This is a genomic window from Acinetobacter calcoaceticus (assembly GCF_016508255.1).
In the GTDB taxonomy this organism is placed as follows: Bacteria; Pseudomonadota; Gammaproteobacteria; order Pseudomonadales; family Moraxellaceae; genus Acinetobacter; species Acinetobacter calcoaceticus_E.
Genome location: NZ_JADVKT010000004.1, coordinates 318,975 through 341,914, shown reverse-complemented (window position 1 = coordinate 341,914; position 22,940 = coordinate 318,975). Strand labels below are relative to the sequence as shown.

General features: G+C 41.5%; 23 protein-coding genes. 9 read left to right on the top strand and 14 right to left on the bottom strand.

The genetic code is table 11. The features are described 5' to 3' along the window. Positions 1-90: 90 nt before the first annotated feature. A complete protein-coding gene (ppc, locus tag I5515_RS11015; RefSeq protein ID WP_199966646.1) occupies positions 91-2,775 on the bottom strand; it encodes a phosphoenolpyruvate carboxylase in 2,685 nt (894 codons plus the stop codon). Between the two features lie 170 nt (positions 2,776-2,945). Further along, on the bottom strand, positions 2,946-3,569 hold the full coding sequence (locus tag I5515_RS11010; protein ID WP_199966644.1) for a TetR/AcrR family transcriptional regulator: 624 nt from the start codon (positions 3,567-3,569) through the stop codon (positions 2,946-2,948). Positions 3,570-3,716: 147 nt separating this feature from the next. Here I5515_RS11010 and I5515_RS11005 point away from each other — a divergent pair, with 147 nt between their 5' ends. The 4 genes from I5515_RS11005 (at position 3,717) to dnaJ (ending at position 9,678) form a co-directional block, all read left to right on the top strand. After that, entirely contained in the window at positions 3,717-4,823 is a 1,107-nt protein-coding gene (locus tag I5515_RS11005) for an efflux RND transporter periplasmic adaptor subunit (protein ID WP_199966642.1), read from the top strand. Then, the gene (locus I5515_RS11000) at positions 4,820-7,945 is read left to right on the top strand and encodes an efflux RND transporter permease subunit (RefSeq protein WP_199966640.1); all 3,126 of its coding nucleotides are present in this window, start codon (positions 4,820-4,822) and stop codon (positions 7,943-7,945) included. The genes I5515_RS11005 and I5515_RS11000 overlap by 4 nt, the downstream gene beginning before the upstream one ends. A gap of 139 nt (positions 7,946-8,084) precedes the next feature. Further along, positions 8,085-8,462, top strand: coding sequence for a hypothetical protein (locus I5515_RS10995; RefSeq protein ID WP_199966638.1), 378 nt, complete (start codon positions 8,085-8,087; stop codon positions 8,460-8,462). A gap of 103 nt (positions 8,463-8,565) precedes the next feature. Beyond that, positions 8,566-9,678 carry a molecular chaperone DnaJ gene (gene dnaJ, locus I5515_RS10990; RefSeq protein WP_199966636.1) on the top strand — a complete coding sequence of 371 codons (1,113 nt, stop codon included), beginning with the start codon at positions 8,566-8,568 and terminating at the stop codon, positions 9,676-9,678. Between the two features lie 114 nt (positions 9,679-9,792). On the opposite strand, the gene I5515_RS10985 is transcribed toward dnaJ, so the two are convergent. Beyond that, the gene (locus I5515_RS10985) at positions 9,793-10,149 is read right to left on the bottom strand and encodes a hypothetical protein (RefSeq protein ID WP_199966634.1); all 357 of its coding nucleotides are present in this window, start codon (positions 10,147-10,149) and stop codon (positions 9,793-9,795) included. Between the two features lie 184 nt (positions 10,150-10,333). On the opposite strand from I5515_RS10985, the gene dapB reads away from it, so the two are divergent. Beyond that, positions 10,334-11,155, top strand: coding sequence for a 4-hydroxy-tetrahydrodipicolinate reductase (gene dapB, locus I5515_RS10980; protein WP_199966632.1), 822 nt, complete (start codon positions 10,334-10,336; stop codon positions 11,153-11,155). Between the two features lie 50 nt (positions 11,156-11,205). Continuing rightward, on the top strand, positions 11,206-11,859 hold the full coding sequence (locus I5515_RS10975; RefSeq protein ID WP_199966630.1) for an START domain-containing protein: 654 nt from the start codon (positions 11,206-11,208) through the stop codon (positions 11,857-11,859). A gap of 39 nt (positions 11,860-11,898) precedes the next feature. On the opposite strand, the gene I5515_RS10970 is transcribed toward I5515_RS10975, so the two are convergent. Together I5515_RS10970 and dkgB are read right to left on the bottom strand one after the other, a co-directional pair. Then, entirely contained in the window at positions 11,899-13,089 is a 1,191-nt protein-coding gene (locus I5515_RS10970; RefSeq protein WP_199966628.1) for an MFS transporter, read from the bottom strand. A 4-nt stretch (positions 13,090-13,093) separates the two neighbouring features. Further along, positions 13,094-13,897 carry a 2,5-didehydrogluconate reductase DkgB gene (gene dkgB / locus I5515_RS10965; protein WP_199966626.1) on the bottom strand — a complete coding sequence of 268 codons (804 nt, stop codon included), beginning with the start codon at positions 13,895-13,897 and terminating at the stop codon, positions 13,094-13,096. A 120-nt stretch (positions 13,898-14,017) separates the two neighbouring features. Between dkgB and I5515_RS10960 the strand changes: the two genes are divergently transcribed. Then, positions 14,018-14,920 (top strand): LysR family transcriptional regulator, encoded by a 903-nt coding sequence (locus I5515_RS10960; protein ID WP_199966624.1) that lies wholly within the window; start codon positions 14,018-14,020, stop codon positions 14,918-14,920. On the opposite strand, the gene I5515_RS10955 is transcribed toward I5515_RS10960, so the two are convergent. Further along, entirely contained in the window at positions 14,904-15,278 is a 375-nt protein-coding gene (locus I5515_RS10955; protein ID WP_199966622.1) for a hypothetical protein, read from the bottom strand. The genes I5515_RS10960 and I5515_RS10955 overlap by 17 nt on opposite strands. Before the next feature lie 90 nt (positions 15,279-15,368). Here I5515_RS10955 and I5515_RS10945 point away from each other — a divergent pair, with 90 nt between their 5' ends. Then, positions 15,369-16,793, top strand: a complete 1,425-nt coding sequence (locus I5515_RS10945) for a PLP-dependent aminotransferase family protein (RefSeq protein ID WP_199966618.1) — start codon at positions 15,369-15,371, stop codon at positions 16,791-16,793. A 1-nt stretch (position 16,794) separates the two neighbouring features. On the opposite strand, the gene ahr is transcribed toward I5515_RS10945, so the two are convergent. The 8 genes from ahr to I5515_RS10905 form a co-directional block, all read right to left on the bottom strand. Beyond that, on the bottom strand, positions 16,795-17,823 hold the full coding sequence (ahr, locus tag I5515_RS10940) for an NADPH-dependent aldehyde reductase Ahr (RefSeq protein WP_199966616.1): 1,029 nt from the start codon (positions 17,821-17,823) through the stop codon (positions 16,795-16,797). 37 nt (positions 17,824-17,860) lie between these two features. Continuing rightward, entirely contained in the window at positions 17,861-18,421 is a 561-nt protein-coding gene (locus I5515_RS10935) for a DNA-3-methyladenine glycosylase I (RefSeq protein ID WP_199966614.1), read from the bottom strand. A gap of 30 nt (positions 18,422-18,451) precedes the next feature. Continuing rightward, entirely contained in the window at positions 18,452-18,697 is a 246-nt protein-coding gene (locus I5515_RS10930) for a hypothetical protein (RefSeq protein WP_199966612.1), read from the bottom strand. 9 nt (positions 18,698-18,706) lie between these two features. Continuing rightward, on the bottom strand, positions 18,707-19,243 hold the full coding sequence (locus I5515_RS10925) for a M23 family metallopeptidase (RefSeq protein WP_199966610.1): 537 nt from the start codon (positions 19,241-19,243) through the stop codon (positions 18,707-18,709). A 47-nt stretch (positions 19,244-19,290) separates the two neighbouring features. After that, complete coding sequence (mutY, locus tag I5515_RS10920; RefSeq protein ID WP_199966608.1) at positions 19,291-20,325, bottom strand: A/G-specific adenine glycosylase; 1,035 nt, start codon at positions 20,323-20,325, stop codon at positions 19,291-19,293. Between the two features lie 140 nt (positions 20,326-20,465). Then, positions 20,466-20,828 (bottom strand): HIT family protein, encoded by a 363-nt coding sequence (locus tag I5515_RS10915; RefSeq protein ID WP_199966605.1) that lies wholly within the window; start codon positions 20,826-20,828, stop codon positions 20,466-20,468. Positions 20,829-21,012: 184 nt separating this feature from the next. Beyond that, the gene (locus I5515_RS10910) at positions 21,013-21,750 is read right to left on the bottom strand and encodes a dienelactone hydrolase family protein (protein ID WP_199966603.1); all 738 of its coding nucleotides are present in this window, start codon (positions 21,748-21,750) and stop codon (positions 21,013-21,015) included. Between the two features lie 176 nt (positions 21,751-21,926). Then, positions 21,927-22,085 carry a DUF1328 domain-containing protein gene (locus tag I5515_RS10905; protein ID WP_002053759.1) on the bottom strand — a complete coding sequence of 53 codons (159 nt, stop codon included), beginning with the start codon at positions 22,083-22,085 and terminating at the stop codon, positions 21,927-21,929. 195 nt (positions 22,086-22,280) lie between these two features. On the opposite strand from I5515_RS10905, the gene I5515_RS10900 reads away from it, so the two are divergent. Next, entirely contained in the window at positions 22,281-22,739 is a 459-nt protein-coding gene (locus tag I5515_RS10900) for a YcgN family cysteine cluster protein (RefSeq protein WP_199966601.1), read from the top strand. Positions 22,740-22,940: the final 201 nt, after the last annotated feature.

The window sequence follows — 22,940 nt, the reverse complement described above, 5'->3', positions numbered from 1 at the left end:
GGGGAAAATTTGAGAAAACTGGGAAACTTTGTAAGTAAAAAGCAGTGCATCGATGATGCACTGCTTTATTAAACAATTGGTAAAATCAGCTTAGCCTGTATTACGTAAACCAGCAGCAATACCTGCAATACTCACCATAAGTGCATGGTCAACAGGTGTATTTTCTGCCTGACGCTCTTTGAGATAGTCACGTCTGCGTCTCATCAGTTCGGCTTGTAAAAGGTGTAAAGGAAGTAAATATGGCTTACGAACCTGCATAGACTGATCGAGTACTTCGTTATTGCTAAGAAGCTTTGATTCATCTTTTAATGCAAGTAGGGTTTCAACGGCATCTTTTAATCGCTGACGTAATTGATTGCCCAATACTTTTAAATCTTCATCTTCAGTCAGATGGGACTCGTAATAAAGTGCAATATTGGCATCGGCTTTAGACAATACCATTTCCAGCATATCAATGAGGGTCTGGAAGTAAGGCCATTGTTGTAGCATTTCATCAAGTGTTGCTTTTTGCTGATCGGCAATGACTTCGTTAATAGCCGCTCCAGTGCCTAACCATGCAGGTAACATTAAACGGATTTGTGTCCACGCAAATACCCAAGGAATAGCACGTAAAGATTCAATACCACCACTGACTTTACGTTTTGCCGGACGTGAACCTAAAGGCAACATTTGTAATTCAAGTTCAGGCGTAACCGTACGCAAATATTTAACGAAATGTGGGTTTTCACGAACTGTTTGGCGGTAAACTTTAACAGAATGATCTGTCATACGGTTCATCAGTTCACGCCATTCAGATTTAGGTTCTGGTGGTGGCAATAAGGTTGCTTCGAGTGTTGCTGCGGTATAGATTTCAAGGTTTTGCATGGCAATCCCTTCTAAACCGAATTTAAAGCGAATCATCTCACCCTGTTCTGTTACACGGATTGCACCAGAAATAGAACCCGGTGGTTGTGAAAATAGCGCTTGTTGTGTTGGGGCACCACCACGACTAATTGAGCCACCACGTCCATGGAACAGCGTCAATTGTACGCCGTGAGTTTGAGCGATAGCAGTTAACTCTTCTTGAGCACGATATTGCGCCCAGTTAGCAGACATAAAACCGGCATCTTTTGCAGAGTCGGAGTAACCGATCATGACTTCGTGTTTACCCTGAATATGCTGCTTATACCAATGCATATTGAACAGCGTATTCATGGTGCTTGCGGCGCCATCTAAGTCTTTTAAAGTTTCAAACAAAGGGACTACACGTAAAGGGTGCTGAATACCAGCTTCTTTTTGCAGTAATAAAACGGCTAAAACATCGCTTGGATATTCAGCCATAGAAATAATATAAGCCCCTAAAGATTCAGGTGGTTGATCTGCCAAAGTACGCATGGTTGCGAAAACTTCTTGAACATCTGGATGTCCAATCAAACTGCCTTCAGGTTCATTAATATATTTTGGTAAAAGTGGGCGTTTGCTTTGTAGTTCCTGAATCAGGAAGTTTTGGCGTGCCTGTTCAGTCCAAGATTCAAAATTACCTAAACCTAAATATTCGGTAATGGCTGAAATGGCTTGACGATGGCGACCAGATTCTTGACGGATATCGAGTTTAAGTAGTTCAATTCCAAAACAGTTCACCCGATAGATGAAATCGAGTAATTGACCATTCGCAATCTCAGGTAAATTGCTGTCGATTAAAGAGCGATAGCACAGCAATAAAGGTTGTAAAAGTTCGTCTTTGCTTTTGATGACATTGGTATCGTCTGCTTCTAGGCCTTGTAGGCGTTGCGCTAACCAATGACGAGTTGCTTTTAGGCGCTCTCGTGTAGCACGTAAATATTCACGATAAGGTTCTGCATGTGGACTACCCAATGCTTGAGTCATTTCTTCAGAGCAGGTTTGAATTGAAAGTTCCCAACGTAAATTTTCAATGTCTCTTAAATAAAGATCAGCAGCCTGCCAACGTGATAACCACAGTACTTCTTGCGTAATATGATGAGTAACGTTCGGGTTACCGTCACGGTCTCCACCCATCCAAGATGCAAAGCGGACAGGAGCAATATTGAGTGGTAACTCATGTTCGCAATTTTGCTGTACGAGTTCATTTAATTCACGAATAAACTTGGGTACTGCATTCCATAGCGTTTGCTCAATTGTGGCAAATCCCCATTTTGCTTCATCTACAGGTGTCGGGCGGTGCTGCCTGATTTCGTCTGTTTGCCATGCCGAACTGATTTGTTGCTTTAAGTTGGCAAGCGCATTTTGACGTTCGCGGGGAGTAAGTTTTTGCTGATCAAGTTGTGACAGACAAGCATTGATATCATCATATTTTTGAATGAGGGTACGGCGACTAACTTCGGTTGGATGGGCCGTAAGGACTAACTCAATATTAAGATCACAAACTTGTTTGAACAGCTTTTCTGTCGAAATACTTTTATCTTTAAATTTTTCAAATAGGTGAACAAGCGGGTTCGGAGAAGTGGTATCCGAATCAAACTCTGCTTGTCTGCGGCTACGGACCACATGATATTGCTCGGCAATATTGGCAAAATTGAGGAAATGAGAAAAAGCTCGGGTAAGGGGAAGTAATTCGTCGTCGGGTAGATTTAAAAATAATTGTTCTAGTTGCTTTTGGGCTTCAGCGTGGCCGTCACGTGCACCTTTGGCAAGAGCACGAATTTGCTCGATCTGATTAAACAGCTCTTGTCCTGCATGTTGCTTTAGGGTTTCACCTAATAAATTACCAAGTAAGCGGACATCCTCGCGCAGTGGCGCATCGATTTGCTGAACCATGCTATTTTCTCCTGTTCTTATCCTTATCGAATATAGCGTGATTAACAAACATTCCAAGCTTTGAGCGTAAGAAAATGTGAATTTTTGCTTAAAAAATAACATTTAATTTGCATGTGATGCTGTTAACGATGGCATGCACTCAGTACAACTTTTGGCAATGGTACTTTGGTTTAAGTCCGATATTTGAGCAGGAATAAAGCAATTGCATCTTGAATGATTTGCCCTAACTCTTGTGCAGTGGGTACAGCAATGATCCCAAGTAAAACCTTCTGATGGCGTATGCCAAGCAATAAAGACATAAGAAGCTCGGTTTGATAAGTAGGATCATCGGTTTGAATAAAACCTAATTGAGCCGCTTTTTGCAAAAACACAGCTAACTGATTTTGAAGTCGCGTATGCGATGCATCAAAAAACTGTAGAGCAAGTGGACTTTGTTCTGCTGCAAGTTCAAATAAAACGTGTTCAAGTTTAAGTGCTTCGGGTGAGTAAATAATTTGCAAGGCACGGGAACACACAATAAAGAGTGCTTGATAAAAGTCTGCCGATGCCTCTAATTCAAATTGTTTAGTACACAGCGTTTCTTCACAGGTTTCTGTAATCGCACAGATAAACAGGTTGGCTTTATCTTGAAAATGATTATAGACAGTAAGCTTAGTTACACCTGCTTCTTGGGCGATCTGGTTCATGCTGGTACCGTGATAACCAGATTTCAAAAAAATGGCTTTTGCTGCTTGCAGAATACGAGCACGTTTTTCTAGATCTTTGGGGCGACCACTTTGATTAACTGTTTGCACGAAATCCTCTAATAAAAGCTAAAAAATAAATATTTATAAGTTTTTCTTCAATTAATGTACCCATGGGTATATTAATTAAAAAACAAACAATTTATGATGCAAACATATTGTGCCTTAAAAAATCAGTTTGAATAAGAGCGATAAGATATGAATCTGTTAAAACCTCTCATCATGAGTATGGTGATTGTTTGTACGGTCACATTAATGGGGTGTAGTAAAGAAGCCCCAAAAACAGAAGAGATACCCTATGTGATGGTGGCACAGCCCTTGACCACTCTCAATGAACAAAAAAGTTATGCAGGGGATGTGCAAGCCAGACAACAAACGGCTTTAGCATTTCGTGTGGGTGGTCAGGTTACGGCACGTTACGTAGATGTCGGTGATCGAGTTAAGGTCGGACAAGTTTTAGCAAAGCTTGACGTGGCAGATGCTCAGCTCCAATTAAATGCTGCTAAAGCCCAACTTGATAATGCACAGGCTTCAGCAAAAACAGCAGCAGATGAACTTAAACGTTTCCAGCAATTATTGCCTATTAATGCGGTTAGCCGTTCGCAATATGACACTGTAAAAAATCAATATGACGCAGCGCAAGCGGCTCTACAGCAAGCACGTTCTAACTATGAAGTTTCGGCGAACCAGACTGGCTATAACCAACTCATTTCTAATAAAAACGGGGTAATTACCACGCGTAATATTGAAATTGGACAAGTGGTTGCGGTGGGGCAAGCTGCTTATCAACTGGCAATTGATGGAGAGCGTGAAGTTGTTATTGGGGTGCCAGAACAAGCAGTTACTGAAATTAAAGTTGGTCAAGCCGCTTGGATAACCTTGTGGTCTAAACCGAATGAAAAATTTGCAGGATATGTACGCGAAGTTTCTCCCGCAGCGGACCAGTCCCGTACTTTTACAGTCAAGGTAGCACTTAAAGAAGGGCAGTCTGTTATTCAGCTTGGACAAAGCGCACGCGTATTTTTTAGTACAACTCAAACCAATGTGATGAGTGTTCCACTTTCGAGTGTCTCAGCAACAGATAATCAGCCTTATGTCTGGGTTGTTAATGCGAATCAGACTTTGCGTAAAGTACCTGTAGCCATTGGTGCATATGGCAAAGACAGCGTGCCTGTGTTATCTGGTTTAAAGCCAAATGATTGGGTTGTGATTGGCGGCGTACACTTACTACGTGATCACCAAAAGATTCATCCGATTGACCGTGAAAATCGTGCAGTGAAAATTCAGGGAGCGAAGTCACCATGAAATTCAATCTCTCGGAATGGGCATTAAATAATAAAGGCATCGTCTTTTATTTTATGCTGCTGCTTGGCATTATCGGTGCGATCTCTTATTCAAAATTATCACAAAGTGAAGATCCACCATTTACCTTTAAGGTCATGGTGGTACAGACCTACTGGCCTGGGGCGACTGCCAAAGAAGTTTCTACTTTAGTTACGGACCGTATCGAAAAGGAACTCATGACCACAGGGCAGTATGACAAGATTATGGCTTACTCCCGTCCAGGTGAGTCGTTGGTTACTTTTGTGGCGAAGGATTCGCTTACTTCTGACAAGATTCCCGATGTTTGGTACAACGTTCGTAAGAAGGTAAATGATATACGCCATGAACTGCCAAACGGTGTACAAGGTCCATTTTTCAATGACGAATTTGGAGACACTTACGGCAATATTTATGTACTGACAGGCAAAGACTTTGACTATGCGGTTTTAAAAGAATATGCAGATCGTTTGCAATTACAGCTTCAACGTGTCAAGGATGTCAGTAAGGTTGAATTAATTGGTCTGCAAGATCAAAAAATCTGGATTGAGCTTTCTAACACTAAAGCGGTACAGCTTGGTATTCCAGTTACAGCGATTCAAGACGCCTTACAAAAGCAAAATAGTATGGCAAGTGCAGGTTTTTTTGAAACAGGCACAGACCGTATTCAGATCCGAGTAAGTGGTCATTTACAAAACATTGATGAAATTAAGAAAATGCCTTTACTGGTAGGTGATAAAACCATTCAGCTTGGAGATGTCGCTGATGTCTACCGTGGTTTTAGTCAACCTGCTCAGCCACGTATGCGCTTCATGGGTGAAAATGGTATTGGTATTGCTTTATCGATGCGTAAGGGCGGTGACATTATTGCCTTAGGTAAAAATCTCGACACAGAGTTTGCCCAACTGCAAAAAACTTTGCCTTTAGGCATGAAGCTCCAAAAAGTTTCTGACCAACCTGTAGCAGTACAACGCAGTATTCATGAGTTTATAAAGGTACTCGCTGAAGCAGTTATTATTGTCTTGTTAGTGAGTTTTTTCTCTTTAGGTTTCCGTACAGGATTGGTGGTCGCTTTTTCTATTCCTTTAGTTTTAGCAATGACCTTTGCAGGTATGAATCTATTCGATGTCGGGCTGCATAAGATTTCCCTAGGTGCCTTGATTCTGGCGCTAGGTCTGTTAGTCGATGACGCCATTATTGCCGTCGAGATGATGGCAATTAAGATGGAGCAGGGTTATAGCCGAATTAAAGCCGCCGGATTTGCGTGGAAAACTACTGCATTTCCGATGCTCACTGGAACATTGATTACTGCGGCTGGTTTCTTACCGATCGCTACGGCTCAGTCTGGTACAGGTGAATACACTCGCTCTATCTTTCAGGTTGTGACGATTGCCTTATTAGTCTCTTGGGTCGCGGCAGTTTTATTCGTACCTTATTTAGGCGAAAAGCTATTACCTGATTTTACCAAAACAGGCCATCAGGCCCCTTGGTATGTCCGTTTATGGGCGAGGTTAACTAAAAAGCCGCAACCGCAAACTGTGGCCATTTCACAGGACCATCACTACGATCCCTACCAATCTAGTTTCTATTTACGTTTTAGAAAGATGGTCGAGTTTTGTGTGACTTACCGTAAAACCGTGATTGCAACGACGGTGGGTATTTTTGTGCTATCTGTGCTGATGTTTAAGCTGGTACCTCAGCAGTTTTTCCCACCTTCAAACCGTGCCGAGATTTTAGTCGATTTAAAACTTGAAGAAGGCGCTTCTTTAACAGCAACAGAACAAGCTGTGAAAAAGGTTGAAAATTTCCTGTCTAAACAAAAAGGTATTGATAACTATGTGGCTTATGTCGGTACAGGATCACCACGTTTTTATTTACCGTTAGACCAGCAATTACCGCAAGCCAGTTTTGCGCAGTTTGTTGTACTAGCATCATCACTTGATGATCGTGATGAAATTCGACGCTCGTTAGACACACAAATTAAGCAATTACTTCCGCAAGTTCGTACTCGCGTGTCATTACTGGAAAATGGCCCACCAGTGGGTTATCCATTGCAATATCGTGTGTCGGGCGAAGATCAAAATCTGGTCCGTCAAGAGGCGCAGAAGGTCGCTAAACTGATTGGCGAAAATCCGAATACGACCAATGTGCATTTAGATTGGGGTGAGCCAAGTAAAATCATTTCGATTCAGATCGACCAAGATCGTGCTCGACAAATGGGTGTCTCTAGTGTCGATTTAGCGAACTTCATTAATGCCTCAATTACGGGTAGTGCGATTGAACAGTATCGTGAAAAGCGTGAACTCATCGAAATCCGCTTGCGTGGAGACCAATCTGAACGAGTTGAAGTGGCTTCATTGGCGAGTTTAGCTGTACCTACCGCCAATGGAACGACAGTGCCTTTAGCTCAAATCGCTAAAATTGAATATAAGTTTGAAGATGGTCTAATTTGGCATCGTAACCGATTACCAACCATTACTGTTCGTGCAGATATCCGAACTCAATTACAGCCTGCTACTGTAGTGAGTGAATTAGCTCAGTCAATGGATAAATTACGCGCTGAACTTCCAAGCGGCTATCTCATTGAAGTCGGTGGAACCGTAGAAGAGTCTGAACGTGGGCAAAACTCTGTTAATGCTGGTATGCCACTGTTCTTAGCTGTCGTAATGACATTACTTATGATTCAACTCAAGAGTCTATCTCGCGCGTCCATTGTGCTTTTAACAGCTCCACTGGGTTTAATTGGTGTGGTTTTATTCTTACTTTTATTTAATAAACCATTTGGCTTTGTGGCCATGTTGGGCACAATTGCGCTTTCTGGCATGATCATGCGTAACTCGCTTATTCTGATTGATCAGATTGAACAAGACAGGCAGGCAGGGCATCCAACATGGGAGGCGATTATTGAGGCTACCGTACGTCGATTCCGTCCGATTATTTTGACTGCTTTAGCCGCAGTTTTGGCCATGATTCCACTTTCACGAAGTATTTTCTTTGGTCCAATGGCAGTTGCAATCATGGGTGGGTTGATTGTTGCCACCTTGCTGACATTATTTTTCTTACCTGCGCTCTACGCAGCGTGGTTTAAGGTGAAAAAAACCGCATAAAATACATAAATTTTTTGTGAATAAAGGTGCGAAATATTGAAAACTCCAATATAGTAGCACCTGTCTTTACACAAAAAATACAGGAATATTTCACTGCATAAAAAATAGGCAAAATGCAGTGGATTGAGGTGAAATACAGATGGGGCAAGACCATATCGAACAGCATCGCCGTTATATAGTAATTTCTTATGCGTTCATGTTTCTTGCATTGTTTACGGTTATTTTTGCGGCCTTTGCTTATTTGGTCGCTCGTAAAGTGGCGGTTGTAGATAATGCAGAAGTTTGGATTCATGCGCATGCACTATGGATTATGCGAAACGGGATTCTATTTCTTTGTATGGCAATTTTTGCTGCGGTCTGGTTTATTCCGCTCTTCTTTTTTGCATGGGACAGTAACCTTTGGATAACCGCCTCTACGGTTGCTGGTGTAGTTTTCAGCGCTATTGCGTGGTTATTTCTATTAAATGCATGGTTAAAAGGCTTGTCTAAATATTTAAAAAATAAGGCAGTTTTTTAATATATCTATTTTTTAAACATTTTCCCCTTGTAAATTCGGCTAAAGTCCCCCATTTAGTCGGCAATAGAGTATTGATAAAATTCCGTGAGGAGCACCGCCAAAAATGGCTAAACGTGATTATTATGAGGTTTTAGGCGTTTCAAAAACCGCAAGTGATGATGAGATCAAAAAAGCCTACCGTAAATTGGCGATGAAGTATCATCCTGATAGAAACCCTGACAATGCCGAAGCTGAAGAGAAATTTAAAGAAGCTGCTGAAGCTTATGAAGTTTTATCGGACAGCGAAAAGCGTAGCATGTACGATCGCATGGGTCATAATGCCTTCGAAGGTGGCTTTGGCGGCGGTGGTGGTGGCTTTGGCGGATTTAGCGCAGAAGATATCTTTAGCCAGTTCGGCGATATCTTCGGTGGTGCATTCGGTGGTGGTGGACGTCAACAGCGTCAACGTCGCGGATCAGATTTACGCTATGTAATGGAACTTACCCTTGAAGAAGCTGTAAAAGGGGTGAAAAAAACCATTACCTTTACTGCTCCGGCACCATGTGATGTGTGTGATGGTAAAGGTTCAAAAAATCCAAAAGATGTTGAAACCTGTAAAACTTGTCATGGTTCAGGACAAGTGCGTATGCAGCAAGGTTTCTTCTCTGTACAACAAACATGTGGTACCTGTCGTGGTCAAGGTAAAATTATTAAAAACCCTTGTCAGGCATGTCATGGTTCAGGTGTGGCCGATCGCCAGCAAACGTTGGAAGTTACAATCCCAGCGGGTGTAGATAATGGTGACCGCGTTCGTTTGAGTGGTAAAGGCGAAGCAATTCGTGATGGCCAATCAGGTGATTTGTACGTTGAAGTCGTTGTTCGTGAACACGAAATTTTCCAACGTGATGGTGCGGATCTTTATATGGATGTGCCAGTCAGTATTGCTGATGCTGCACTTGGTAAAGAAATTGAAATTCCAACTTTGGAAGGCCGCGTTAGCTTGAAGATTCCTGAGGGAACTCAAACAGGCAAATTATTCCGTTTACGTGGTAAAGGCGTTCGTCCCGTACGTAGCAGCATGGTGGGTGATTTACTCTGCCGTATTGTGATAGAAACACCTGTCAACTTAAATTCTCGTCAACGTGAATTACTTAAAGAGTTGCAAGCTTCTTTTGATGGCGAAGACAGTGCTTCTTCACCAAAGAAAAAATCATTCTTTGATCGTTTATTTGATTAATACTTGATTAGATAAGAAATTAAAAAGAAGGCGGATATTGATAAAATATCCGCCTTTTTAGTGCGCTGATTTATCTTATTATTTTTATTCTGCTTAAAAGAAAATTACATCTGCTTATTCTGTAGGATGAGCAACATCAATGTCGTCAACACTTACAGTCGGTTCGTTAGAAGCAAGAGTCGATATATTTTCGATAACTGGAACTGCTACAGCTTGTGTTTGTACAGCTACTTTTGGTGTTTCTGCTGCTGTTTCGCCAATGATCGAGTCAATGTCTTCAACTTTAACGTTAGCATCGGTTGCCACGCTCGTTTGCGCTGTAGGTATTGCTACTTGAGTAGTTACACTCGTTGTAATACGCGCTTTAGCTAAACTTTCTAATGTATCGCCTGACTGGATTGCAGGTTCTGCAAAAGCCATTGAACTCATTATCCCCATCATCGCTGTTAAGCCAATAATTCTCGAATGCATGCTGAACTCCTTATAGTCATCTTTTTTTCATTCGTGGCTGAGTAGTGTGCCGATCAATTCTTTAACTTTTGTGAAAACAGATTGAATTTCAACTGATCTTAAAAAATAATTTTTACTTTTTATCGTGAGCAAAGAGTTTTGATATAGTAGACAAATTACGTAAAACAGAAGATTGGGAAGGATTATGTCAGCAGCTCCACGCATTGGTGTTTTGGGTGCAGGCGGCCGTATGGGTCGTATACTTATTCAGGCAGTTCAACAAGCAGGTTATCAGTTGGGAGCCGCTGTTGTACGCCCAGAAAGTACTTTAATTGGTGCTGATGCTGGTGAACTTGCAGGAGTGGGTTCAATTGGAGTGAAGCTTACAGGAAGCTTGGCAGAGGTTCTGAAAGACTGTGACGTCGTAATTGACTTTTCTACTCCTGTTGCAACATCTGAGCATTTAAAACTATGTCGTGAGGCTGGGGTAGCTATAGTCATTGGGACAACAGGTATGTCTGATGAGCAAAAAGCTGAGCTAGACGAAACAGCAGCTCATACGCCGGTTGTCTATGCTGCGAACTATTCTGTTGGTGTAAATGTATCAATCAAGTTACTTGAGCTTGCAGCAAAAGTATTTGGCGATACAGTAGATATTGAAGTGATCGAAGCTCATCACCGTCATAAAGTAGATGCACCATCAGGTACAGCACTCATGATGGGTGAGGCGATTGCAGATACTTTAGGTCGTAACTTAAAAGAAGTTGCTGTGTATGGACGTGAAGGGCATACGGGCCCACGTGACCGTCAAACGATTGGTTTTGAAACCATTCGTGGTGGTGATATTGTTGGCGAACACACTGTTATGTTCATTGGTGAAGGTGAGCGCGTTGAAGTGACTCATAAAGCAACGAACCGTATGAACTTTGCTGCTGGTGCAGTACGAGCTGCGGCATGGGTTGTGGGCCGTGAAGCACGTAAATATGACATGAAAGATGTTTTAGGATTGAATGACGTACAGGTTTAAAACCCTGTCCGTATTCCATGTGTAGCCAGAAAAACAAGATAGAGCAGAACATGAATAAAAAACAAATTGCCTTGACCACTTTTCTTTGCTTGAGCAGCTTCTGGACAGGGGCTGCTTCTACAGAAAAAGCTAAACTCAGCTTAGATCGCAATCATATTAAAGTCTGGACCTATCAAAAAGCTGATAATCCGGTCTTTCAATATAAAGCTGAAACAACCTTTGATGCCCCCATTGAACGTGCGGTTGCGGTGATTTTAGATGTAAATCGAGCAGCGCAGTGGGTGCCTTATATGGGGAAAGTTGAAATGCTTTCTCAGGATGAGAAGAAAGGCGAATTTACTTTATATATGGTGTTAGATTTTCCTTTTCCTCTAAAAGATCGTGATGTGGTGGTTAAAGGAAAAATGAGTAAAGCTGCTAATGGTGTCATTACGATTAAGAACACAGCGATTAATAGTAACTATCCGATTCAACCCGATGTGGTTCGTTTAACCCGCTATGAAGGTGAATGGACGTTCCAGAAATTAGCGAATAACAAAGTTAAAGTAACCACTAGTGGCTATGCAGATCCAGCTGGTTCAATCCCTTTAAGCTTCGTCAATATGTTTGTTCAGCAGCAACCGTATCAGATGCTGCTGAAAATGAAGCGGGAAGTGATGAACCCGATTTATGAGCAACCTAAATTACCCGATATTTTAAAATAATAAGCAATAAAAAAGCGCCTGATTTCAGGCGCTTTTTTATTAGTCTGAACACTGTTGCAAAGCTTGTGTTGGGCTGCTTTCACGTTTGATTTGGAATAAAACCAAGAGTAAACCTAACCCGGCCAGTAATGCACCAGCAAACGATACAGCAGTGTAACCCCAGCCTAAATCGATGACTAAAGCGCCTGCTGCTGCTCCGACAGCATTGCCTAGGTTAAACGCACCAATGTTTACTGAAGAGGCAAGTCCAGGGGCTTCATGAGCGACTGACATGACACGCATTTGCAAAGGTGGAACTAAGGCAAAAGTTGCAGCGCCCCAGATGACTAGTGCAATGGCTGCTCCAACTTGGCTTTGTGCAAGAATTGGGAAAATTAGCATCATTACAATTAATAAAACCAAGAAGCCAATCAGAGTTTTATTGATAGATAAATCTGCAAAGCGGCCACCTAAATGGTTACCAATCGAGAACCCGACACCAATTAACACCAACATGAAAGTAATGAAGGTAGGTGACGCATGGGTAAATTCAGTCAAACTTGGCGCAATGTAGGTATAGAGGGTAAACATTGCACCTGCGCTGAGTACCGTGGTGAGTAAAGCAAGTATTACAGGAGTACGTGTTAATACTTTCAATTCAGCTTTTACATTGGGTTTTTGGGCAACCATGCCTGATGGCAGGGCTTTCCATAAAGCGAGCATGGTAATAATGCCAAGCACGGAAATCGCAAGGAAAGACATACGCCAGCCAATATTTTGCCCAATCCATGTTGCCAGTGGCACCCCACCAATATTGGCAATGGTTAAACCCATAAACATGGTTGCTACAGCACTGGCTTGTTTGTGGGCCGGTACAATACTTGCGGCTACAACTGAACCAATCCCGAAGAAAGCACCGTGGTTAAGGCTAGTAATGAGACGTGCACCTAATAAGCTCATATAGCTTGGGGCAAATGCTGCGATCAGATTACCTACCGTAAAGATCGCCATGAGAAAAATAAGCGCATTACGTCGTGCAAAACCACCAAACCACAGTGTCATGAACGGGGCACCTAACATGACGCCAAGAGCATAACCCGTAATTAACATGCCAGCCGTTGGAATTGAAATGCCTAAATCATTCGCGATATTTGGAAGTAATCCCATTGGGGAAAACTCAGTGGTGCCAATGGCAAAAGCACCAATTGCCAATGCCAATAACGAGAATGCCGTATTTGATTGAGTGTTCATGAGTTTAGTCCCAAACTGGTGCCCATGGTTCTGGGCTAACTTCACGACCATTACGGTCGAGTTCAGCAATCATTTGCATTTCAGCTGAAGTTAACTCGATATCCTGTGCTTTTAAATTGCTCATCAGGTTTTCACGTTTAGTTGAAGATGGAATGACCGCAAAACCACGTTGCAATGCCCACGCAAGTGCAATTTGCGCTGTCGTTGCTTTATGCGCTGCTGCAATTTCAGCTAAAACAGGGTCTTGAAGTACTTTGCCGTACGCAAGCGTCATATATGAAGTGACATCAATATTTTTCTCTCGTAAGAAATTCACAAGTTTATGACTTTGAAGATAAGGGCTGAGCTCAATCTGGTTGGTTGCAATATGCTCTGCGCCAATTGTGTCAATTGCTTGTTGGGTAAGCACAATATTGAAGTTTGAAATACCAATTTGTTTGGTAAGACCCTGTTGTTTTGCTTCTAGTAAAAGCTGCATGATTTCAGGAATTGAAACCCCTAAATCTGGTGCTGGCCAGTGAATCAAAGTTAAATCGACATGGTCAGTACGAAGCTTTTGTAAGCTTTCTTTTAAGCTTAGAATAAATTTATCTTGAGCAAAGTTATCTACCCAGATTTTGGTGGTTAAAAATAAGTCCTGACGTGATACGCCACTTTCGGCAATCGCTTGGCCAATCGCTGCTTCATTGTCATAAATTTGAGCCGTATCAATTGCACGGTAACCTACATCTAGCGCATTTTTAACAGAATCAATCACCGCTTGTTCTTTAAGACGAAAAGTTCCTAGACCAAAACGTGGGATATTCATGGGTTCACCTGAATTTAAATAATTGTTTAACTTGAGGTGCATTTTGCTTTTTTTATTGTTGCGAAAAAATAGATGAATAAGCAAAATATCTTTGATGATTAGTCAATAATAGAATAAGCCATGAAATCAACAATTGAAGAACTGGTTGCCTTTATCACAATTGTTGATACAGGCTCCTTTGTCGCGGCGGCAGAACATTTAAAACAAACACCATCTGGGGTAAGCCGCTCGTTAACGCGTTTAGAAGCAAAACTTGATGTGACTTTATTAGAGCGAACGACACGTAAGCTGAAACTCACCCAAGAAGGGCAGCAGTTCCTCACCAAAGCTCGTAAAATATTAAATGAGCTTAATGCTGCCGAAGAGGAATTACAAAAGTCGGATCAGGGCACCGCAGGCCTCATTCGCATTGATTCGGCAACGCCGTTTGTTCTACACGTGATTGCACCATTAATGCATAAGTTCCGTGAAGGTTATCCAAATATTGAAATTGAATTAAATAGTAATGATCAGGTGATTGATCTCTTGCAGCATAAAACCGATGTGGCATTTCGGTTTGGAGAGCTTAATGATTCGAGTCTGCATGCCAAATTGGTGTGCAAGAGTCGTTTATATATTGTGGCAAGCCCAGAATATTTAGCGATTAAGGGCACACCAACACAACCTGAACAACTCGAACAGCATGATCTGATTGGTTTTACCAGACCTGCATATATTAATAGTTGGCCCATTAAAGTTGGTGATGAATATTTTTTTGCACAATCCAAAATCAAAGCATCGAGTGGCGAGACTGTACGCCAACTCACGATTAGAGGCCATGGTATTGCACGACTATCTGAATTTGAAATTTGGAAAGATATTCAAGAAGGGCGCTTGATTGCATTATTTGAAGATCAAATTGAACATCAATATCAAAGCATCCATGCTGTGTATTATCAACAAGAGCACCTACCAAAACGAATCCGTTTATTCATTGAATTTTTGGCAGAACAGTTAAAAGATGGTTTTAAAAGCGCTCTCTAAAAGTAGCATAACCATCAGTTGGAAAATGAACTTCTAAAATTGGAGTAATTTGTCCTTCTGATGAGTGTTGAGCTAGAAAATAACTCTTTTGCTGTTCGCGGCAACTAAAATACAATTTGGAATAAACCGAATTCACCATCACAACTTCATTTGAGCTATTACGCTTATATTGATAATGAGAAATCGTATTGGCCTCATCATCAGTGCGCTGCTCTAATTTATAGTCTTGTTGATTGGTCATTTTTAAATAACCTTCAATCAGACTTTGGCAAACTATATGTCTGTGCTGTTCATTTTTTGGTTGCGGTTGGCAGCCTGCTAGTACAATAGTTAATAAGAATATAGCTTTTAATTTCATGGCTTTGCTACTCTTTGAGTTGATTTCTATAGCGTAAAGGTGTTCTATAAACCAGTACAGATACAGAAATTTTTAAAAAAGCAGCACAGAATGACTTTTCAATATCAGGTTCTTGCCAATCAATTGGCACATCGAATTTATCAAGATGAGCTTAAACCTCATCAAAAGCTCATTTCGTTACGAGATTTCGCTCTTCAGCACAGTATTAGCTTAAGCACGGCAAAAAGTTGCTATGAATTGCTTGAGGCGAGAGGCCTGATTTATGTAAAGCCTAAGTCAGGTTACTTCGTGGTTGCTCGCACCCAATCTAGCCCTATTCCTGATAGCCCAGATTTTTTGTCTTTACCTCGGCAAGTCTCAAATCTAGAGTTGCATAACCAAATTCAAGAAGCTGCATTACAGAGCCATCTGGTACCCTTGGGTTCGATTCAATTAACGCCTCATTTTATTCCGATAGAGGGTTTACGTCGTTCTATTCAACGCGCTTTAAAAAATTGTCAGCCACAAGATTTTCTTTATTGTAATAAACAAGGACATGAGCAATTAAGAAAAGCACTTTCTGATCATTGGCGCGAAGACGGAATCTTCATTGCAACGGAAGATATTTTTATTACCAATGGTTGTATCCCTGCTTTGTCTTTAGTCATTCAGCACCTAACAGAAGTAGGCGATAGTATTTTGATTCCGACGCCTACTTTTAATGGGCAGCTACAGCTTTTAGCGAGCTTAAAACGGCAGATTATTGAAATTCCAGCGCATCATCGTGGCATCGATCTTGAGCGCTTAGAGTCATTGATGCAGCAGGGTTTGGCAAAGGTTTGCCTGATGACAGCCAACTATCAAAATCCTTTAGGATATTGTTTAAGTAATGCAGAAAAACAAAAAATTGCTGAATTAGCTGCAAAGTATCAGTGCTTTATTATTGAAGACGATATTTTTGGTGAATGTGGTTACAGTAATGAACGTCCGCTACCGATTCGCTATTGGGACCGTGAAGGCTATGTCATTTGGTGTGGATCAGTTTCTAAGTCGCTATCGAGCGCGTATCGGGTAGGGTGGTTTTGTTTAAGCTCAAAGTTACAGCATTTAAGGCTTGAGCTACTGGCAAGTAATATTGGCGTAAATACACCGCTACAATTAGGCCTAGCTGATTTTATTTATAGCCGTGGTTATCGAGAGCATTTAGAGCAGCTACGACCAAATTTAATGCGACAGGTCGAACAATATCGTAGCTGTATTTTAAAAGCCTTTGAAGGCATTTCAATCGCATTGAGCCAGCCTGAGGGTGGCTATGCACTATGGATACAGCTACCTAAAAGCGTAGATAGCTTAGCGCTATATTACACTGCGAAAGCTCAAGGAATTACCGTAGTGCCAGGCCATGTTTTTGGTGAAGACGAACGCTATAGGCAATTTATTCGTTTAAACGCGGGTCATGAATTAACAGCAGATGTCCGCCAAGCAATTAGTAACTTAGCGGACTGGTCACGACAACAGATGAAAACAGTAAGTTAGTTTATTCTGCGAAGTCTGCTTTAAGCACAATACGGTAGCGTGTCTGACCTGAGTGTAAACGTTCAATTGCTTCATTAAGCTCTGACATTGGAAATAGCTCAATTTGAGGCGCAATTTTTTTACGTGCAGCAAACTTTAAAAGTTGACGTAGTGCAGCTGGTGAACCCGTAGGTGAGCCTGTCACTGATTTAGCACCACTAATAAGTGAGCCCACAGAAACAGGAACAGGTTCAAGAGTAAGCCCCAAGAAGTGCAAAGAACCATTTGGTGCCAACGTAGAAATGAAAGCACGCCAGTTTAGGGTCACGTTTACGGTGCTGAGCAATAAATCAAATTTCCCTTTTTGTGCTGTTACCGCGTCTGTATCGCGGCTATTCACGACATGATCTGCTCCCATTGCTTTAAGTTCCTCTGTTTTATCAGGGTTGGAACTAAATGCAGTGATCTCGCAGCCCCAAGCTTTGAGTAGCTTAATGGCTATATGACCTAAGCCACCAATGCCAATCACACCGACATGATGTGTTGCTTGAATTTTGTGTTTGAGTAGTGGGTCAAAAACGGTAATTCCGCCACAAAGTAAAGGACCAGCACTTTCTGGGTCTAAATCTTCGGGAAGGGGAATAGCCCACTGCCAGCCTGCGCGGACTTTATCGGCAAAGCCACCTGCATGCCCCACGATTGTTGCAATATTTTCACCCGTACAAAGTACTTGCTGACCACCAATACATTCATCACAGGCTTGGCAACTTTCAGCAGTCCAGCCAATGCCGACACGTTGCCCGATTTTTAGACCTTTGGCTTCTGAACCCAAAGCAACAATTCGTCCAATAATTTCATGGCCTGCTACTACAGGGTAGACGGTTGAGCGCCATTCGTTGTTCAACACAGAAATATCAGAATGACATAAACCACAGTATTCAACTTTTACCTCAACCTGATGCGGCTGTAATTCACCTGCATCAAATTGGTAGGGAACCAGTTTTTCACCTGCCTGCATTGCAGCATAAGCCTGAATCGTATTATTGCTCATCGGAACTCCTTAAGCGGATTTGAACCGTTCTGGTGGGTTATGAAGCTTTAAATTGACAATCATTTTCATGGTCGTTGACCATGCCCACTGCTTGCATAAACGCATAACAGGTGGTTGGGCCAACAAATTTGAAGCCATTCTTTTTAAGGGTTTTAGAAAGTTTTGTGCTCACTTCAGTTTGTGCAGGTGCTTGACGATAATCTGCAACATCATTTTGTTGTGGCGCTGCTTCTACAAACTGCCAAAGCCATGTAGGTACATCGCCGACTTGAGCTTTAAGTGCTAGCCAAGCAATTGCATTATCACGAATGGCTTTAAGTTTGCCTAAGTGACGAATTAAGCCAGCATGGGATAATTTTAGTTCTAAAAAATCATCTGTAAATGAAGCAATATCAGAAATGGGGTGATTAAAGAAATGCTCTCGGTAGCTTTCTCTTTTTTTCAGTACGGTAATCCAAGATAAGCCCGCTTGCTGACCTTCAAGACAAAGCATTTCAAATAGTCGAGCTTCGTCGTGTTCTGGTTTGCCCCATTCTTGATCATGGTAGGCAATATAGAGAGGGTCGTTGGAACACCATCCGCAGCGTTGAGTTTTCATGATGATGCTCCTTATATTTATCTTAGAATTTTAAAGTTTAAACAGGACCCAGTCATTTGGTCGCGTATCCCAATAATACAGTTCAGCTTGAGTTAAGTCTTCAAACTTTAGCCAAAAGTCTTTACCTACTTTATCTGAAAAACCGGTACTGATTAGCAGGGCATCATCACTGATTTCCATGATCCAGCCTTGATAGGTATTGCCATTTAAAATGATCTTTTGCTGATTGCCTGACTCGGCAAACTCTACTAAGCGATTGATCAGCGCTTCCGACATAAAGTGTTCCTAGCGTAAATATGAATAAGGGTTAACAGCACCACGTCCTTTACCATCTAGGTAAAGACCATAATGAAGATGAGGTGAAGTATAACGTGCATTGCCTGTATTGCCGACATAGCCAATGAGATCACCTTTTTTAATGTAGTCACCTACATTCAGGCCACGTTTGTGACCATCAAGATGAGCATAATAATGCCATGTTCCCGCCGGCCCTAAAATCCAGATGACTTTGCCACCTAAGTTATTATTGCGAAGATCTGCAACGAGTCCTTCAGTTGTACTGTACACTTTGGTTCCACGTGGAGCCAATATGTCAATTCCTTCATGACTACGGCCCTGACTGCGTGCAGCTCCCCATGTATCTTTTAATTCATTTCGATCGACACCTTTGACCGGTACAGGCAGCCGATTTGCAAGCTGCATACTTTTAAGCTTGCTGACCTGAGTAGGTGAAAGGGGCGCTGGTTTTTTAGGTGCACTGGCACAGGCAGCCAATAGAATTATTAAAAAACCAAGTGAGAAATGAGAAACAAAACGTCGCACAAAGTACTCCCTGTCACATTCATATCAAAATTATTTTGCCCACTATGTCATGAACGACTTGCCGAGATCAATTTTTTCATTGCTGTTGGAACCCCTTTGGCAATAGCTTGTTCCGGACTAAGCCATTGGCCTTGTAGCTCAATTGCCAGATGTTCTTTTTGATCAGGTTCCACGTGGAACGTGTGAGCATTAAGTAGCCATGTAAAATGGGTGAAACTATGACTAATCTGAAAGGCCTGTGGTTGAGGTTGCAGTTTAAATTGCTGGCTTAAGCTCAGTCGTTCATGTTCATTTTCTAAAATAGGTAAACAGAATAAGCCACCCCATAGACCATGAGCTTGTCGTTGTTGCCAGAACCATTCATCTTCGCACTGGATAATAAGAACATCTGCTGTTCTAACAGGGGGTGTTTTTTTAGGTTTCTTAAATGGTAATTCTTGTTCGAGGCCTTGCTGATAAGCCTGACAATGGGCTTGCATTGGGCAATATAAACAAAGAGGCTTTTTAGGCGTACAGATAGTTGCGCCTAGATCCATGATTGCTTGAGTATAGTCATGATTGCGCTGAGTTGGGCAAAGCTCTTCAGCGAGTTTCCACATTTCACGTTCGTGCTGAGGCTTGCTTAAATCATCTTCAATGGCAAAAAAACGTGCCAAGACGCGTTTCACGTTGCCATCCATAATGACGCCATACTGACGTAAACCCAAAGACATCAGCGCGCCTGCTGTAGAGGGACCAATGCCGGGTAATGCAATCCATTCTTCTAGCGTTTCAGGAAACTTACCTTGCTGGGTTACAAGACCCGCTGCTTTATGTAAATTGCGTGCACGGGCGTAATAGCCAAGCCCTGCCCAGTAAGGCGCTACTTCATCCCAAGTTGCATGACCTAGTGCCTCTACTGTTGGAAAGCGCTCCATAAAGCGGTCAAAATATTGCAGAACCGTTTTCACCTGAGTCTGTTGTAGCATAATTTCGGAAACCCAGACTTTGTACGGATCATCTGCGACTTGCCAAGGCAAATCATGACGACCATGTTGATCGAACCAGTTCAAAAGGGCATCAGAAAAAGAAAAGTCAGGCATGAACAGCTAAAGAAGAAAAGTAAGGAGTAAATTATAGCTGAAATTTGGGGGAATTTTGTTTAAAGCAGGCAAAGAATAAGAGCAGCTTAAAACAGAGATTGCCGTAAAAATAGTAATCTCTGTTTCAATCATAAAAAGGATTAATCCTTTTTTACACCCCAACGTTGGTCTAGCGCCAAGGGTTGGTTTTTGTAGTAAGGAATGACATGAATATGGAAATGGTCGGAAGTTTGTCCGAATACTTCACCATCATTAAAGCCGATGTGGAAACCAGCTGGTTGATGTCGAAGCTGTGTTTCGTGGCGTGCAATTTCAAGAAGTGTGAGCAAGCCTTGGTGCTCTTTAGACGTGATATCAAAAAACGAGCTGATATGACGTAATGGTGTTACTACACAATGGCCTTTAGACAGCGGATTAGAATCAGGTAAAATTACAGCAAATTCATTCTTATCAATGATGTCATATTCATCAAAATTGCAATACGGACATTTCTTGTCAGTCATTGTTGTATCCTCTCATGTTATTCCATTAAACCCCGAGTGCGGGAAATAAGACTAGGCTTTGCTCTAGCTCAACGGGAGTATATTTATTGAAGTATGGTTTAAAAAATACAGTAAAAATATTGCAAAGTCATAAACATTTAAGGGAGCAAATGCTAAAAAAAGATTTGCTCCAAATTTGCTTCTTTTATTTTAAAGTACGTTCTAACAAAGCGTACATTTTTGCAAGACCTTGTTTTTCCGCTTCGCTATTATAGCCAAGGTCTACACCGTTTGCTTTAGCTTTTTCATCTGCAAGCGGGTTACTAAAGCCATGTTTAGCATCCTTTAAAACCACTACCTCATATTTCACATCAGCAGCTTGCATCTCTTTTTCAAAATTAGCAACATCTTCTAAGGTGACCATACTGTCTAATTCACCATGTAGTACTAAAACTTCACCTTGAATGTTGCCTTTTTGAGCAGGTGCTTTAGGTGTTAATGTGCCATGGAATGTTACAGTTGCTTTAAGAGGGGCACCTGAGCGAGCAAGGTCCAACACGACTTTACCGCCATAGCAAAAGCCAATTGCAGCAAGTTTCTCACTGTTCACTTCTGGCTGGGCAGCTAAAGTTTGAAGTCCAGCATTCGCACGATCGGTAACGGTGTCTAAATTCTCAAATGTCTGCATCATCCATTCATAGGCTTGAGCTGCAGTAGAGGTGACTTTTTTATCGCCATACATATCAATTGCAAGTGCCGCATAACCATGTTCCGCAAGCTCACGTGCACGTTGCTCAGTATATTCATTACGACCCCACCACTCAGGACCAACAATCACACCCGCAACAGGTGTTTCACTATCTGGAGCCGCAAAGTAACCAATGAGATGGCTGCCATCTGGTGCAGTATATTGAATTTCACGGGTTTTAATTGCTATAGTCATAACCTTAATCCTGAAATTTAAAGAGATTTAAACACGTTTGATTAAAGCATAAAAAGATAAAAGTAATATAAATAACTATGTAAGAATCTACATCAAAAGAAAAAGAGAGAAAGGTTCCTACAACAAAAAAGAAGGAAACAAGTTCCTTCTTTTTTTATATGGTCGTGATGATTAAATTAAGTCCTGCCTCGCGAAATAAAACCAATAACCGCTAGAATTACAGCCACAACTAATAGAATCACGGCAAAGTCTTTAGATAACCCTGCAACACCACCAAACCCTAATAGACTGGCAATGAGCGCAATCACTGCAAAAATTATTGCCCAACGGAACATAATGCTGTTCTCCTTATTTTTTCATTGTCATTTAACTATATAGCGTGTTTTTTGAACCGAATGTGTCGTTTATGTGGTTGAAATGTATATTAAACACTCATTTTGTGATTCTAAAAATGTATCTTGTTTTTTAGAGACAACATACTTCAATGTTATACTTATATATTGTTTCATCTATGCAGCCGTTGAAAACTTATGTCTACCGAGACCTCACTTCGTCCATTATTTTGGAAAAATTACACGCTTGAGCAACTGACTCAGGCTGAGTGGGAAGCTTTGTGTGATGGATGCGGTTTGTGCTGTCTAGTAAAGCTAGAAGATGAAGATACACATGAAGTCGCGTATACCAAAGTGGCTTGCAAGCTACTCGATTGCAGTACAGGACGTTGTTCGGATTATTCTAATCGCCAGCAACAAGTGCCTGATTGCTTACAGTTAACGGTTGAGTCTTTAAAAACAATTCACTGGTTGCCATCAAGCTGTGCTTATAAGCGTTTGAATGAAGGGAAAAATTTACCTTCTTGGCATTATTTAAATACGGGTTCTAGACAAAGCGTGGTTAATGCGAAAAAGTCGGTTGCAGGACGCTGTATTTCTGAAGTTAATGTTCATGAAGATGATCTTGAAGATTATGTCGTACGTTGGGTGCGTTGAGCAGGTCTTTATGAGCAGTTTTAATTACAGCGTATAATAAAGTAACACTTTTATCGTAAGTTTTTTAATCGTCTCCGTTATATAACAATAAAAACAAAAGGAGATAAACTGATGAGACGATTAGCAGCTCCTTATGATGCAAAGGCCGTGTCTCATAGATTCAAATTGTAGATTTCTGTGAGACACAATAGACTATAGTGA